Origin of the sequence: Kitasatospora sp. McL0602, assembly GCF_052076145.1 — a bacterium.
Classification (GTDB): Bacteria; Actinomycetota; Actinomycetes; order Streptomycetales; family Streptomycetaceae; genus Kitasatospora.
In genome coordinates, this window is the sequence record NZ_CP197246.1 from 7,347,550 (window position 1) to 7,361,374 (window position 13,825).

The following is a 13,825-nucleotide window of genomic DNA, read 5'->3' on the forward strand; positions in this document are numbered from 1 at the left end:
GTGGAGGACCCGTCATGCCGCGCTCACGCCACGGCCGCGCACCGCTCACCCACCCGGACCGGGAGGAGATCGACCTGCTCGACGTCCTGCACGCGCTCGCCGACCCGACCCGGATGACGATCGTCCGCACCCTGCGGGCCGACCCCGAACGCGCCTGCGGCACCTTCCCCGTCGACGTCGCCCCCTCCACCCTCAGCCACCACTTCAAGGTCCTGCGCGAGTCCGGGGTGATCCACCAACGCGAAGAGGCCAACCGCCGGCTGACCACCCTGCGCACCACCGATCTCGAAGCCCGCTTCCCGGGTCTGCTGGACGTCATCGCCACCGCCTACGGGCAGAGCCGGTGACCGGATAGGCTCGGCCGCTCGCTCGGCCGGGTCGTACGTGTGGCTGTCGGTGCGGTGGTACGTCGTCACGGCGCGGTCGGCGTGGTCAGTTCGGTGAGGTCGGCGATCAGCTCGGAGGCGGTCACCGGGTCGAGCTCCGCGAAGGTCGGGAAGGTCCGGTGGTGGGTCCAGTAGTCACCCGGGCGCCTGTCGAGCCACACCGTCTCCACCCGCTGCTCGGGATGGACGTCGTGCATGCCGACCGCGATGCCGTGCTCCGGTGCGAGCCCGGGTGCGGTCCAGGGCGAGCAGCAGCAGCGGCGCGGCGCCGCCGCCGAGGCCCTCGGCGACGGTGGCGATCAGCTCGGTGGACCAGCCGCTCCAGCCCACGTCCGGGACGGTCTTCAGCTGCCGCAGCGGTTCGGCCGAGGAGAGCGAGCACAGCAGCAACGACCATTCGGTCGAGGTCAGCCACGCCTCGCTCTCCAGGCACTGCTCCGCCCAGTCGGTCTCGGAGGGCACCAGATAGCAGGTCACGATGCGGCGGGGCAGGTCCGAGCGGCAGGGTGAGAGCGCCTCGACCACGGCTCGATGGGTGTCGTCGTCGCAGACCGCGAGCAGGGACCGCACTCGATCCGCGGCGGGGCGGTGCGCGGTGACCTCCGGTCGGCCGGGCGGGCGCCGGATGCGCGGGTTGACGGTGTGTGAGCCCTGCCAGTCGGTCTCGACGACGAGAGTGGAGAGCTCGGCGACGGCCTTGGCGGCGAACGGGAGGCCGAACTCCGCCACCCAGGCGTCCAGGCCATCCGGATCTCGTTGTCGCCGGAGCGGGCGAACGCGGCGGCCAGCACTGCCGCACCGAGCGGGTCCGGGCGGCCGGAGTGGTGGGCGCGAGCGGCCGCGACCAGACTCGCGTCGCTGCGGTCCGAGGTGAGGGCCTGCTCCAGCCAGGCGTCCATGGACCGCAGCGACGCGTGGTACTCGCCCACCGCGTCCTCCGCCGGAGCGGCCGGAGGACGGGGAACGCCACCCCGGCGGGGGATCAGGGAGCCCCGCCAGGCGTTCGCCAGAACGAAGACGTCCTCGTCGGCGAACTTCCAGCGCTGCACAGCTCTGCCCTCTCCCCGAACGGTTGATCAGGTGAGGAACAGTAGCGAGACCCACCGACAGGGAGACGGGCGGTCGGAGGGATCAGCAGGGGAAGGTGCCGCTGTAGAGGGAGTGGCCGTAGGAGGAGCTGCCGGAGCCGAAGCCGTAGATGCCGTCGTCACTCCAGACCGCCTCGCGGAAGCCGTTGACGCAGGTGGAGGTCGGCGCGACCGCGAAGCCCTCCAGGTTGTCGACCGGCATGACGGCCGGGTTCGTGTAGGTCACGTCCGGCACGATCGCGCCGGCGGCGTTGACCTTCATGAGGGTGTGCGTCTCGCCGCAGGTGTTGTCGCAGGTCGCGATGATGCGCTGCGTCCCGGCGTCGAAGGTCACGTCCATCACGGAGACCTTGCCGGTCGCGATCGTGCCGAACGTGGTGAAGCTGCCGTCGGAGTTCAGGCCGTACACGTGCAGCGTGCCGTCCCACTCCAGGCCGGCGAAGAACAGGCCCGAGCCGTGCAGCGGGTAGTTCGCCGGGTTGTAGGCGGCGCCGGTGAGCGGATCGACCCAGCCGTTGGCGGTCAGCCAGCTGTCCGGGACGTAGGCGGCGCCTTCGAAGCCGAGGTTGGCGTCGTCCTTGCTGCCGGTGTTCAGCTGCGGGAACTGCGAGGTCATGTCCCACTGGTGGATCGGCGTGAGCGTCGAGCCGGTCGCGGCCGGGTCGAACTCCATGATCGTGTCCTTGGGCGCCGTGTTGTTGGCGTTGTCGCGCTCGGAGGTCACGTAGAGGTGGCCGTTGCCGCCGACCGTCAGGCCCTCGGAGTCCGGCTGGCCGGAGCCGCCCGCGAAGTGGATCTGCCTGCCGGTCGCGCTCCACGTCGCGTCCGGGATCCACTTGCCGCTGCTCTTGACCAGCTTGTAGAGCCAGTTCTTGTTCTTGGCGGCCCACAGCACCGACGGGTTCGCCGGGTCGAACGCCAGGCCGCTCACGTCTCGGCCCTCCGGGCCGGTCGACGTGGTGAACGCGCAGACGTTGTCGGCGATGGTGACGTCCAGCCCGCCCGGCCACGCCAGGGTGCCCGCCGGGGCGGAACCCGTACCGCCGGGCGCCTCCGGGGTGCAGCCGCTGGTCAGCGAGCCGCCGCCACCGAGCAGGTGACCCGCCTGGCCGCCGCCACCGCCGCTGCCCGAGCAGGAGTTGGCGCTGCCGGGCGTCGCGGTCACGGAGGTCTGGAACCAGCCGGTGCCGTTCGCGCAGCGCTCGTCCGACGGCTTGGCGCCGTTGGTCGCCCAGGTCACCGAGTCGACGGTGCTGCCGTTGCCGTCGAGGAGGAAGACCGAGTCGCCGTCGCCCAGCCCGAGGGTGGAGTTGAACGTGACGTAGCCGCCCGCGGGGATGCTCGTCGCGCTCGGCGAGGAGGACGAGACCGACACCGGGGCGTGCGTGGTGTCGCCGTCGACGTACTTCCACGACCCGATGCCGACCGCGCTCGTGCCGCCGTTGTACAGCTCGACGGTGTCCGCGCCGTCCGAGGTGACCTCGTTGATCCGCACCCGGCTCGCGGCCGGGAGCGACGTCGGGCAGCCCCCGGCGTTCGCCGCGCCGAACGTCGTCGCCACGGTCGTGGTCACCCACGCCCCGGTGCCGTCGCCGCCGCAGCGCGCCATCGCCGGCTTCGCCCCGGTGGTCGCCCATTCGACCCGGTCGACCACGGTGCCGTCGGCGGTGTAGATCACCACCTTGTCCGAGTCACCCAGCCCCTTGGGCGAGTTGAAGGTGACGAAGCCGCCGGCCGCGATCGTGCCGGAGGACGGGCTGAACGCCTGCGGTGAGAAGCTGTCGTCGGACATCTTCCAGCCGCTGATGCTCACCGCGGTCGAGCCGGTGTTGTACAGCTCCACCGTGTCGTTGTTCGACGAGGTGACCTCGTTGATCCGGATGTTCTGGTAGCCGGCCGGGTCCGCGGCGGCCGCAGGCTGCGCGGCAAGTATCCCGGTGACGACGAGTCCTGAGAACGACAGAGCTGCGGCGCATACGGAGGCGACGCCGGCGCGCGAGTGTGAGGTAGGCACGAGGCCGAAGTCTGGTGACACAACCTTGAAACAGCGTGTACGCCAGGCGAATGCCGCCTGCTGGCCACCGGAACGCCAGGCGCGCACCGCCACCACCGATCAACGGTACTGCGGCAGGAAGCACGCCTGTGATATCGCCCTGGGCGTTCGCGGGCTGGTTCAACCGCAACGGCGGGTACGTGGACTTCAGCAACCCGGCCGGCGGCCCGATCATCAACAACGGCCTCGGCGTCTGCGTGGACTCCAGCAATGGCAGCACGGCCAACGGCAACCCGATCCAGACCTGGGGCTGCACCGGCACCGCCTCGCAGTGGTGGACGCGCAACGGCAACAGCTACTCGGCCCTGAACAAGTGCCTGGACGTCTGGCAGGGCAGCAAGGCCCAGGGCGCCACCGTCGACCTGTACGACTGCAACGGCACCGGCTCGCAGGAGTGGCAGTTCAGGAACGGCGCCCTCTACAACCCGCAGTCAGGCCTGTGCCTCGACGTCCCCAACGGCAGCCGCAATCAGGGCGTACGGCTCCAGCTCTGGGGCTGCAACGGCAGCGCCGCACAGCAGTGGTCCGTCGCCCAAGGCTGACCCCCGCCGCACACTGCCCGCCTCGGCTCACCGAGGTGGGCAGTGTTCTTCCCGTGAACCGAGCCGCGTGACCATCGCCGCGGGGGTCGGTCACCAGCCGCGCAGCGCCTCGACGATCAGAGCGCGGGCGTCCTGCTCGTAGACGGCGGATTCCTGGAGCAGCCCGAACGCCCGGCGGAAGAGGGCGACACGGTCGGGGTCGGTGATGGTCTCGCAGTCGCGGTAGCCCTCCACCTCCACCCGGGTGCCGTCGTGGATCCCGAAGCCGTCCCCGGGATGGACGCGCAGGCGGGCTCGGGCCGGGATGATCCCCAGGCGCAGGCCCGGCGTGTCGAGGGCGCCGAGCAGGTGTTCCAGCTGAGCTTGCCATTTAACGCCCGGCCTCGAACAGCTGGGTGAGATGGCCTGCGGTTCCGGGTCATCCCAGCGCGGTGGACGGTTCTTTCACCGCTACCACGCCCGGCCCGGCCACCTCGGCGAGCGGGTCTTCGACTCCTATGTCGACCGGGGCACGGGCGCCTGGCGCCTGTTCTGGACGTGGGGCCCGGCCGAGACCGACGACCAGGACTGTGGGGACCGCGGGGTCGTCACCGTGCTGGTGATCGGCCCGCACCCGTAGTCGGCGGGAGGTTGTGGCCAGCCGCCGTGGCGGAAGTCCCAGCTGCGGACGAATTCCGACAGCTCTGCCGGTGCTGGTTCGAGTGCGGTGGCGGGGTCCGGGGTTGGCTTCGAGCCGTCATCGATCCTGCCAGCCGCCTGATGTCCCATCAACCGGACGCAACCGCGTGAGCGGCGGTGCTCCGGTCCTGTCCTGGGCGTCAATCTGTCCGACGGGACCACGGCGTCGGTGGCCCTGTATCTGATCTGGCGGACCGGTGCCTTCTGGGTCGGCGCTCCGTCTCGGTGACTTAATCCAGCTATAGTGTCCGCCGAGCAGGCAACTCATATGTGAAAAGGGGTAGTTCGGGCATCGTGTCCGATTTTTCCCCCTGTGCACACTCGCGGCTCATGGATGGCCAGGCCCACACGGCTCGTGCGTGGCCCGCAAGAATGATCAGCGATTTAACATGCCATCATAAAATAAAGGGAATCTCATGACCCGATTCGACCGTCTTCCCGTTCGACTCATAGGAAGGTCGGCAACCGCGCTCGGGGTTGCTGTCCTCGCCCTTGGTGCTACAACTCCCGCCGGGGCCGCCACGGTCACCCCGATGGACACCGGCGGCGGTTGCGCGACCGCCGCACCTCAGAACAATTACCAGTACCGAGTCTGCGTATCCACGGGCGGCGGAATGGTCCGTGGAGACGCCTACCAGCTGAAGTACGGCGGGTCGTGGCCCGGATGCTTCATCGAATTGAACCTCTATCACAAGACGCCTACCACCGGCTGGAGCATCGTCAAGCAGACCACTGGTTCCTGTACCAATACGCACCCGGTCGCAGTCCCGGTCGCCAAGAGCAGCGGGCAGTACCGGATGGACCTGCTCGTCGTTTACAACATGGGCGTTGTCTTCGGCGCGAGCGCCCCGATCCAGAACGTTTGATCGACGTTCCTCTGACGGCCCGCCGGCTCACGCCGGCGGGCCGTCGCGGCGCTCAGCGCGCGGCACGGGGTACCTGACTCCGTCCACACCAGCTGCTTCGCCTTGGTCTTCCACGGTGTGGGCGGCCTGGCGGTCACCCGCTGGGGAACGCTGAGCTCCAACGCGGCGCGGCTGCACAGTCAAAGCGGGAACCTGCTCACCGGAACGGGGACGGACGGACAACGCGCACCTCGCCACTGGGTCGGCCTGCACCACAGTCACGAATCTGCCCACTGATCACGCTGCTCAACTCGGGGAACCCCAAGATCGCCGACAGGGTCAAGCTGAGCGCGCATCAGCTCGGGCCCGCCGCTGATCCCGGTCAGCAGGGCCTGCTCGCCGAGCAGTACGTGGTACGTCCGGCCGTCCTGCCCGAAGTAGCGGGCGCGGGACGTCCGTTCGGCCGCCCCGGCCTGCGAGTCGTCGGGCAGAGGCTCGACTTCCGGGGGTTCACGACGTACGTCAGGCGTGTCACCCGCGACGACGGCTCCGAACGGGTCGGCTCCAGCGCGACCCTGGACGCGTCCACGCCCTCGAAGGGGCGGGTGCCGGAGGCGAACAGCACGGGTGCCAGCGTGATCGAGAACTCGTCGACCAGGCCGACGTTCAGGTGCTCCAGGATGATTGCCGACATCTCGGGCCGAAGAGGTCCTCAACGGGCGCTGGCTCGGGCGCGGTGAACCCGTCCAGCGACATCGACACGCTGAAGAACACCTTCCCGGCCGTCAACCCTCAGCTTCTTTCCGGTCATTGCACCTCTTCGTCACGCCGTCGTCCGTCCGCGGCAGGGGTCGGGAAGGTCGTGACGAGGGCGGGGCGCCCGGCGAGCTTGTCCAGTTCCCCGGTGTCGGCGTCGTGACCCGCCAGGCCGTTCTCCTCGAGGTTCCACTGGGTGACCTGATCCGCGGCGGCGTCCGCCAGGTTCGGGTTGCCGATTTCGATGGCGTGGACGTGCTCGCTGCCGCCGGCGCCGTCCCAGTTGGGTGGGCGGTGCCAGGCTGCGAAGCCGACCGCACGGAGCCAGTGGACGACGTTGACGGCTTTCGCTCTCGGGTAGTCGTTGCAGTGCACGTCCACCGCGCCGCCGCCCGAATGCGTGCCCCCGGATGCAGCGACGGCGGTTGAATACGACCCCTGCGGGAACTCCAGCTGGAACTCCAGCCATGCCTCGGCCAACTTCAGCTTGTCGACCGTGGACTGGTCCAGCTCCACGCCGCGCCATGTGATGCTCATGCCCGGACAGCCCTCCTGGTCGGTCAAGCGGGTTGGGGCGCCATGACGGGCAGCTTCCCACGTCAGACGGGTCGTCGGCGGTAGGGCGCGCAGGGATCCGCCACGAAAAGCACGGCGGGGCCCGGCCGGGTGATCGACGGCTACGGCAGGACGGGTAGCGACTCAAGACCCCGCATCAGCCGCGTGTGCCGCCATCGCAGTTCGGTACTGGGCACAGCGAGCCGAAGCCGGGGGAAACGCTCGGCGACGGAGCGAAAGGCGATCTCGCCCTCGACGCGCGCCAGCGGTGCCCCGAGGCACCGGTGGATGCCGTGCCCGAAGGCGAGGTGCCCCTTGGTGTCCCGGTCGAGGTCGAGCCGGTCCGGCTCGACGAAGCGGGCGGGGTCGCGGTTCGCGGCTCCCGGCGCGATCACGACGGGTGAGCCTGCGGGAATGTCGGTGCCGCCGAGGGTGATGGCCTCGGTGGTGAATCGGAAGGTGGCCATGCTGACGGGGGAGTCGAGCCGCAGCAGCTCGTCGACGGCCACGTCGGCCAGGACGGGGTGCTCGCGGATGCGGCGAAGCGCGTCCGGCTCCTGGAGCATGGCCAGGAGGCCGTTGCCGATCAGGTTGGTGGTGGTCTCGTGCCCGGCGACGAGAAGGAGCACCGCGAGCGAGACGAGTTCGTCCTCGCTGAGCTTGTCCTCGCCGTCGCGGGCGCGGATCAGGTCGCTGAGCAGGTTGTCGTCGGGCACACGGCGCTTGGCGGCGACGAGGTCGGCCAGGTAGCCGGCGACGGCATGTGACGCGGCGTCGATCCGTTCGGGCTGCCCGGCCGCGAACAGCTCGTTCGACCAGGCGCGTAGCGAGGAGCGGTCCGCCTCGGGCACCCCCAGCAGCTGGCAGATCACGGTGACGGGGAGCGGGACGGCGAGGCTCTCGATGACGTCGGTCTGCTCGCCGGGGGCCCACTGATCGAGCAGCTCGCCGGCCAGGCTCTCGATGTAGGGGCGGAGGCGTCGGACGGCTCCCGGGGTGAATGCCTTGGTGACCAGACTCCGCAGCCGGGTGTGCTGCGGCGGATCGGTGGCCAGCATGCTCCGGGACACCGCCGGATGCAGGTTGCGCCCGGTGTCCTTGCCGGCGAAGAAGCGAGCCGTGTCCTTGGACAGCCGCGGGTCGGTGAACGCCTGTCGGGCTTCGGTGTATCCGGTCACCAGGTAGCTGGACCGGCCTCCCCCTGCGGGCACCTTCTGGACCGGGGACGCGCTTCGAAGCGCCGCGTACGTGGGGTACGGATTCTGGAAGAACGCCGGGTCCTGAAGATCCTCGACGGTGCGTACGGTCCGGTCCATCCGGCCCCCCTTTCGACCGCTGTCGATCATATTCGCAACGGCTCGGGTCTCCAGGGACCTGCACCCTTGCCCGGCCCGGCGGCACCCCTTGCAATTGGTCCAGACCTATTGACGGGCCTCGCCGCCCCTCCTACGATCCGGACCGGCACAGCCTCGATTTTGTCCCCCCACCTCACCCCAGAGCCGGGCGTCACGCCCCCACGCGCCGGTCCTGTCCACGGCGTCCGGCGGGAAGGGAGCACAGCATGTTCCGTCGGAGGTCGCACTCCCCTCGCCCGCAACGGGCGACCGTCGAACGCGCGGCGCAACCGAACCGGACCACCCACGCCGAGCCCGGACCGACCGTCCTGAGCCGCTCCCTCGCCGGGGTGGGTGCCGCCGCCGTCATCGCCGCCGGTCTCGCGGTGGCCGGCTCCGTCACGGCAGGGGCCGTCACCACCAATCTGGTGGCCAACCCCGGCTTCGAGAACGGACTTTCCGGCTGGACCTGCTCCGGCGGCTCCGGCACGGCCGTCAGCAGCCCGGTGCACTCCGGCGCCTCCGCACTCAAGGCGACGCCGACCGGCCAGGACAACGCCCAGTGCGCCCAGACCATCAGCGTGCAGCCCAACTCCCAGTACACGCTGAGCGCCTACGTCCAGGGCAGCTACGTCTACCTGGGCGCCACCGGCACTGGCCTCAGCAGCGCCCCGTCCACCTGGACGCCGAACAGCCCGTCGTACGGCCAGCTCAGCGTCGGCTTCACCACCGGATCGACCACCACCTCGGTGACGGTCTACCTGCACGGCTGGTACGGGCAGCCCACGTACTACGCGGACGACGTGTCGCTCACCGGCCCCGGCGGCAGTAGCCCCAGCCCGTCCGCAAGTCCCTCCGTGAGCCCCTCGACGAGCCCTTCGACGAGCCCGTCCAGCAGTCCTTCGACGAGTCCCTCCACGAGCCCGTCCAGCAGCCCGTCCACCAGCCCCCCGCCGGGCGGCGACAGCTGCCCCACGAAGCGGAGGCCGTCGGGCAAGGTCCTGCAGGGCTACTGGGAGAACTGGGACGGCGCCGCCAACGGTGTCCACCCCGGCATGGGCTGGGTGCCCGTCACGGACAGCCGGATCGCTGCGCACGGTTACAACGTCATCAACGCCGCCTTCCCGGTGATCCTCTCGGACGGCACCGTCCTGTGGCAGGACGGCATGGACGCCAACGTCAAGGTCTCGACTCCCGCCGAGATGTGCCAGGCCAAGGCGGCCGGGGCGACGATCCTGATGTCGATCGGCGGTGCCGCCGCCGGCATCGACCTGAGCTCCAGTACGGTCGCCGACCGGTTCGTGGCGACCGTCGTCCCGATCCTCAAGAAGTACAACTTCGACGGGATCGACATCGACATCGAGACCGGCCTGGCCGGCAGCGGCAACATCGGCACGCTGTCCGCCTCCCAGGCCAACCTGGTGCGCATCATCGACGGCGTGCTGGCCCAGATGCCCGCGGGCTTCGGCCTGACGATGGCGCCGGAGACCGCGTACGTGACCGGTGGCAGCGTCACCTACGGGTCGATCTGGGGTGCCTACCTGCCGATCATCAAGAAGTACGCCGACAACGGGCAACTGTGGTGGCTGAACATGCAGTACTACAACGGCAGCATGTACGGCTGCTCCGGCGACTCCTACCAGGCCGGCGCCGTGCAGGGGTTCACCGTGCAGACCACGTGCCTCAACAACGGCCTGACCATCCAGGGCACCACCGTCAAGGTGCCGTACGACAAGCAGGTGCCCGGCCTGCCGGCCCAGGCCGGAGCGGGCGGCGGCTACATGGCGCCGAGCCTGGTCGGCCAGTCGTGGAACGCCTTCGGGGGTGCGCTGAAGGGGCTCATGACGTGGTCGGTCAACTGGGACGGCTCGAAGGGCTGGACCTTCGGCGACAACGTCAAGTCCCTCCAGGGGCGTTGATGTGTCCACCGGCCGGGCTGGATCACCAGCCTGGCCGGTGGTGGGTGGTCAGTCCAGCGTGACGACCATCTTGCCCACGGCCTGGCCGGCCGCCATGACCCGGTGCGCCTCGACGATTTCGTCGAAGGCGAACTGCCGGGTGGGCCGGGCCCGGTAGGTCCCGTCGGCGACCTTCGCGTAGATGGCCTCGAACGGGATTGCGGAGAGCGGGAATTCAGCCGTACCCAGGACGAAGGCGCTGCCGAAGAAGCTGAGTTGGACACCGCTGGGCAGGTCGGCGAGCGGAGCGAAGTCCTGGACCGGGGCGAGGCCGCCGAGGAACCCGAGCTGGCACACCCGGCCGCGCGGCCGGACGGTGGCCAGCGAGTCGCGCAGCACGCTGTTGCCCACGATGTCGAGGACGGCGTCCACCTCGATCCGCCGCGCCCGGACCTGCTCGGCGAGCCGGCCGTCGTCGACGAGGACCTCGTGGGCCCCGATCTCCCTCAGCAGCCCGGCCCGGTCCGGGTCACGGGTGGTGGCGACCACGGTCGCACCGTGGTCGGCCGCCAGATTGACCGCAGCCTGGCCGAGCGAGGAGGTGGCCCCCCGCACCAGGACGGTCTCGCTGGGCTGAAGGGCGAGGTTGCCGTGCAGGCCGCTCCACGCGGTCGCGTATACCTCCGGGACGGCAGTCAGCTCGCCCCACGGCAGTGCCGCCCGGACGGGAACGACGTTGGTCGCCGGGACGGTCACCAGCTCGGCGTAACTACCGTTCCTGGTCCGGCCCATGCCGCCGAGGATCGCCACGACGGTTGTCCCTTCGGCCAGTTGGCCGCTCGGGTCCTCCGCGACGACACCGGCGCACTCGATCCCGGTCACCTGGGCGACCTCGCCCCAGGCGCCGCTGCGCATGTAGGTCTCGGCGTGGTTGAGGCCGAACGCCATGACCCGGATCAGCACTTCGCCCTCGGCGGGCCGCGGATCGGGAAGCTCGGTGACGGTGAGGACCTCGGGGCCGCCGAAGGCCGAGATGACGATGGCGCGCATGGCCATCCTCCATTCTTGAATGGTGATTCAACTAATGGGCCGAAAAAAGGGCCGCCGCTGCTCGCGGCGACCCGGAAAAGTGCGTCAGGACTGCGGTGGGGCGAGGCCCGCGAAGGCGTTCTCGACGATCGCGCGCAGCAGGGTCTCGTCCGGATTGGCCTTCCCCACGACCATCAGCCCCTGTGCGGTGGCGACCAGCAGTCGGGCACCGCCGACCGGGTCCAGTCCGGGGCGGACCTCGCCGTGCCGGAGTGCGGTCTCCAGCGCCCGGGTCATGCACCGTTCGAGTCTGGCAAGGTGGCCGCGGACCACGGCGGCAGCCTCGTCGTCCTCGGCGGCGTTCTCGATCGCGGTGTTGACGAGCAGGCAGCCCTGGCGGCCCTCGGGGCTCATCAGGTCCCGGACGAGCCCGTCGAAGTAGCCACGGATCTCGCCCACCGAGGCGGTGGGGGCGTCCAGTTCGCCCAACTTCTGCGGGACGACGAGCTTGGCGTAGCGCTCCAGCGACTTCAGGAACAGGGCGTGCTTGCCCCCGGGGAACGCGCTGTAGATGCTGCCGGGCTTCACTCCGGTGGCCTTCACCAGATCCTCGATGGACGTCGCTCGGTACCCCCGCTCCCAGAAGCGCAGCATGGCCGCGTCCAGGACCTGCTCAGGCTCGAACTCCCGTGGTCGTGGCATGCCGCCAATGTATATGAATGGCCATTCAAGAACAAGGGTGGACATGCCTACGGCCTGCCGCGCCGCTGTCACGGCAGGCCCGACCGGAGCTGGTCAGATACCGCGTACGCCTTCGGCCTGCGGCCCTCGCTGACCCTGCGTGACGTCGAACTCCACTCGCTGGTTCTCCTCCAGGTTCCGGAAGCCGCTGCCCTGGATCGCACTGAAGTGGACGAACACGTCTGGGCCGCCCTCGTCCGGGCTGATGAAGCCGAAGCCCTTCTCCCCGTTGAACCACTTCACGGTGCCCTGCGCCATGACGACCTCCGGCGATCGGATCGAGCACACCTGACGGCGCCCGAAGCAGGAGCATCCTCCCCAAGATCCGCTGGGCCAAACGGCGGCAGCCCGTACGAGTGACGGCCCGTCCGGACGGCGCCCGATCAGTCGCGGTATCTGCTGAGCGCCCAGATCACGAAGACGTCGATGGCCAGGGTCACCAGGGACCAGAGCGGGTAGTACGGCAGGAACATGAACTGCGCGACCACCGACAGCGCGGTCAGCCCGACGGCCGTCCACCGGGCCCAGGCAGCACCGGTCAGGACCGCCAGACCGATCAGGGCGACGAGCGCGCCGAGCAGCAGGTGGATCCAGCCCCAGGTGGTCAGGCTGAACCGGAAGACGTAGCTCGGGGTGCTGACGTACACGTGGTTCTTGGCGAGGCCCATGATGCCCTGGAGTACGCCGAGCACACCGTCGACCAGCATCATCACGCCGGCGAAGACCGTCCCACCGGCAGCCAGGCCACTGCTGCGGGAGGATCGGGCGGAGGTCGGGCGGCTGCTGCCGGGCGCTGCGCTGGACATGGTGGGCTCCTCGCTCACGAGCGCTTCGCGCCCGTATCGGGTAGGGGCCGAGAACCGCCGGAGCACACGCCGCTCCATCGGCGCATTCGGCCAGATGCCCCAAAGTCCATCATCGGTAGGGTGTTTGCGCATGTCGGGAGCACCGCCCCCGTCGCCCCTCCCGGGTGGCGGGCGGGTGCTCCGTTCAGCCCCCGGTCGTGCCAGAATGCTCGGCATGTCTGCTCGCGCTCTGAGCTTCGGCGCAATCGCGGAAGCCTACGAGAGGTTCCGGCCGGGATATCCCAAGGAGCTCTTCGACCTGGTGATGACGTACGCGGGCCGACCGGTTCGGACGGCCTTGGAGATCGGTGCGGGGACGGGCAAGGCAACCCGCCTGTTCGCCGAGCACGGGGTCACGGTCACGGCGACGGAGCCCGACGCCGCCATGCTCGCCGAGCTGAAGAAGGCAGTGCCCGCGAACGTGACGACCGTGCGGGCCGCGTTCGAGGACCTGCGGCCAGGTGAAACCTACGGGCTTGTCTATGCGGCGGCAGCCCTGCACTGGACATGCTCGGAGGACCGGTGGTCGAGGGTGGCCGCGCTGCTGGAGCCGGAGGGTGTGTTCGCCTCGTTCGGTGGTCCGGTTCAGCTGGCTGACCCAGCTGTCGAGGAGTCCGTGCGTGCGGCGCGGGCGCCGTTCCTGGAGAGCGACGAGATGCCGTCTCCCGACGGGACTGCTCCGGCTGAGGAGATGCGGTGGCCGGGCACGGAGCTGCAGCGGTCTGCGCTGTTCGTCGACGTCCAGCAGGCCGTCATCAGTCGGCGCCTGACGATGAGCGCTCCCGACTACGTCGGCCACCTGTCGACCGTCTCGGCATACCTTCAACTGCCGCAGTCGAGGCGCCGGCAGGTGTACGACGCGATCACGCGGGTCCTGCCCGAGACAGTCGAGATCGACGCCGACATCATCGTCCATCTCGCGCGTCGTCGATCCGGGTAACGGCGACCGTCCTTCCCGGCTCCCTCAGAGTGCGATCGCGCGACAGCCGAGTGCCTCGCTGACGATCTCGACGAGTTCGTTGTGGGGGATGTCGGCCACCCGCTGGCCGGTCGGCCGGCCGGCGCAGACGACCGT

Annotated in this window: 17 protein-coding genes and 1 pseudogene; 7 read left to right on the forward strand and 11 right to left on the reverse strand. The window is 69.7% G+C overall.

Features of this window, described 5'->3' with window-relative positions:
* The first annotated feature begins 14 nt into the window (after window positions 1–14).
* Window positions 15–347, forward strand: coding sequence for an ArsR/SmtB family transcription factor (locus ACR68M_RS33190; protein ID WP_441247857.1), 333 nt, complete (start codon window positions 15–17; stop codon window positions 345–347).
* Between the two features lie 65 nt (window positions 348–412).
* On the opposite strand, the gene ACR68M_RS33195 is transcribed toward ACR68M_RS33190, so the two are convergent.
* From ACR68M_RS33195 to ACR68M_RS33205, 3 genes are all read right to left on the reverse strand, one after another.
* Window positions 413–547 carry a hypothetical protein gene (locus ACR68M_RS33195; protein WP_441247858.1) on the reverse strand — a complete coding sequence of 45 codons (135 nt, stop codon included), beginning with the start codon at window positions 545–547 and terminating at the stop codon, window positions 413–415.
* Window positions 522–1,115: a hypothetical protein gene (locus tag ACR68M_RS33200; RefSeq protein ID WP_441247859.1), complete on the reverse strand. Its 594-nt coding sequence runs from the start codon at window positions 1,113–1,115 to the stop codon at window positions 522–524. The genes ACR68M_RS33195 and ACR68M_RS33200 overlap by 26 nt, the downstream gene beginning before the upstream one ends.
* 402 nt (window positions 1,116–1,517) lie before the next feature.
* The gene (locus ACR68M_RS33205; protein WP_441247860.1) at window positions 1,518–3,488 is read right to left on the reverse strand and encodes a lamin tail domain-containing protein; all 1,971 of its coding nucleotides are present in this window, start codon (window positions 3,486–3,488) and stop codon (window positions 1,518–1,520) included.
* A 128-nt stretch (window positions 3,489–3,616) separates the two neighbouring features.
* On the opposite strand from ACR68M_RS33205, the gene ACR68M_RS33210 reads away from it, so the two are divergent.
* The gene (locus ACR68M_RS33210; RefSeq protein ID WP_441247861.1) at window positions 3,617–4,069 is read left to right on the forward strand and encodes a ricin-type beta-trefoil lectin domain protein; all 453 of its coding nucleotides are present in this window, start codon (window positions 3,617–3,619) and stop codon (window positions 4,067–4,069) included.
* A gap of 90 nt (window positions 4,070–4,159) precedes the next feature.
* Here ACR68M_RS33210 and ACR68M_RS33215 read toward each other — a convergent pair whose 3' ends face one another.
* On the reverse strand, window positions 4,160–4,471 hold the full coding sequence (locus ACR68M_RS33215) for a Scr1 family TA system antitoxin-like transcriptional regulator (RefSeq protein WP_441251786.1): 312 nt from the start codon (window positions 4,469–4,471) through the stop codon (window positions 4,160–4,162).
* Between ACR68M_RS33215 and ACR68M_RS33220 the strand changes: the two genes are divergently transcribed.
* Window positions 4,470–4,688, forward strand: a complete 219-nt coding sequence (locus ACR68M_RS33220; RefSeq protein ID WP_441247862.1) for a hypothetical protein — start codon at window positions 4,470–4,472, stop codon at window positions 4,686–4,688. The genes ACR68M_RS33215 and ACR68M_RS33220 overlap by 2 nt on opposite strands.
* Before the next feature lie 592 nt (window positions 4,689–5,280).
* Window positions 5,281–5,613 (forward strand): hypothetical protein, encoded by a 333-nt coding sequence (locus ACR68M_RS33225; protein WP_441247863.1) that lies wholly within the window; start codon window positions 5,281–5,283, stop codon window positions 5,611–5,613.
* A 257-nt stretch (window positions 5,614–5,870) separates the two neighbouring features.
* On the opposite strand, the gene ACR68M_RS33230 is transcribed toward ACR68M_RS33225, so the two are convergent.
* The 3 genes from ACR68M_RS33230 to ACR68M_RS33240 form a co-directional block, all read right to left on the reverse strand.
* On the reverse strand, window positions 5,871–6,308 hold the full coding sequence (locus tag ACR68M_RS33230) for a Scr1 family TA system antitoxin-like transcriptional regulator (protein ID WP_441247864.1): 438 nt from the start codon (window positions 6,306–6,308) through the stop codon (window positions 5,871–5,873).
* A gap of 91 nt (window positions 6,309–6,399) precedes the next feature.
* The gene (locus ACR68M_RS33235) at window positions 6,400–6,912 is read right to left on the reverse strand and encodes a hypothetical protein (protein WP_441247865.1); all 513 of its coding nucleotides are present in this window, start codon (window positions 6,910–6,912) and stop codon (window positions 6,400–6,402) included.
* Window positions 6,913–7,025: 113 nt separating this feature from the next.
* On the reverse strand, window positions 7,026–8,219 hold the full coding sequence (locus ACR68M_RS33240) for a cytochrome P450 family protein (RefSeq protein ID WP_441247866.1): 1,194 nt from the start codon (window positions 8,217–8,219) through the stop codon (window positions 7,026–7,028).
* Window positions 8,220–8,464: 245 nt separating this feature from the next.
* Between ACR68M_RS33240 and ACR68M_RS33245 the strand changes: the two are divergent.
* Window positions 8,465–8,950, forward strand: a pseudogene (locus tag ACR68M_RS33245) (carbohydrate binding domain-containing protein); the annotation flags it as partial.
* A gap of 90 nt (window positions 8,951–9,040) precedes the next feature.
* On the forward strand, window positions 9,041–10,156 hold the full coding sequence (locus ACR68M_RS33250; protein WP_441251787.1) for a chitinase: 1,116 nt from the start codon (window positions 9,041–9,043) through the stop codon (window positions 10,154–10,156).
* 48 nt (window positions 10,157–10,204) lie between these two features.
* Here ACR68M_RS33250 and ACR68M_RS33255 read toward each other — a convergent pair whose 3' ends face one another.
* The 4 genes from ACR68M_RS33255 to ACR68M_RS33270 all read right to left on the reverse strand — a co-directional run bounded on the left by ACR68M_RS33255 (window position 10,205) and on the right by ACR68M_RS33270 (window position 12,711).
* On the reverse strand, window positions 10,205–11,185 hold the full coding sequence (locus ACR68M_RS33255) for a zinc-binding dehydrogenase (protein ID WP_441247867.1): 981 nt from the start codon (window positions 11,183–11,185) through the stop codon (window positions 10,205–10,207).
* An 84-nt stretch (window positions 11,186–11,269) separates the two neighbouring features.
* Window positions 11,270–11,866 carry a TetR/AcrR family transcriptional regulator gene (locus ACR68M_RS33260; RefSeq protein ID WP_441247868.1) on the reverse strand — a complete coding sequence of 199 codons (597 nt, stop codon included), beginning with the start codon at window positions 11,864–11,866 and terminating at the stop codon, window positions 11,270–11,272.
* Between the two features lie 93 nt (window positions 11,867–11,959).
* Complete coding sequence (locus tag ACR68M_RS33265; protein WP_441247869.1) at window positions 11,960–12,163, reverse strand: cold-shock protein; 204 nt, start codon at window positions 12,161–12,163, stop codon at window positions 11,960–11,962.
* Window positions 12,164–12,288: 125 nt separating this feature from the next.
* Complete coding sequence (locus tag ACR68M_RS33270) at window positions 12,289–12,711, reverse strand: DUF7144 family membrane protein (protein WP_441247870.1); 423 nt, start codon at window positions 12,709–12,711, stop codon at window positions 12,289–12,291.
* 214 nt (window positions 12,712–12,925) lie between these two features.
* Between ACR68M_RS33270 and ACR68M_RS33275 the strand changes: the two genes are divergently transcribed.
* On the forward strand, window positions 12,926–13,690 hold the full coding sequence (locus ACR68M_RS33275) for a class I SAM-dependent methyltransferase (protein WP_441247871.1): 765 nt from the start codon (window positions 12,926–12,928) through the stop codon (window positions 13,688–13,690).
* Window positions 13,691–13,825: the final 135 nt, after the last annotated feature.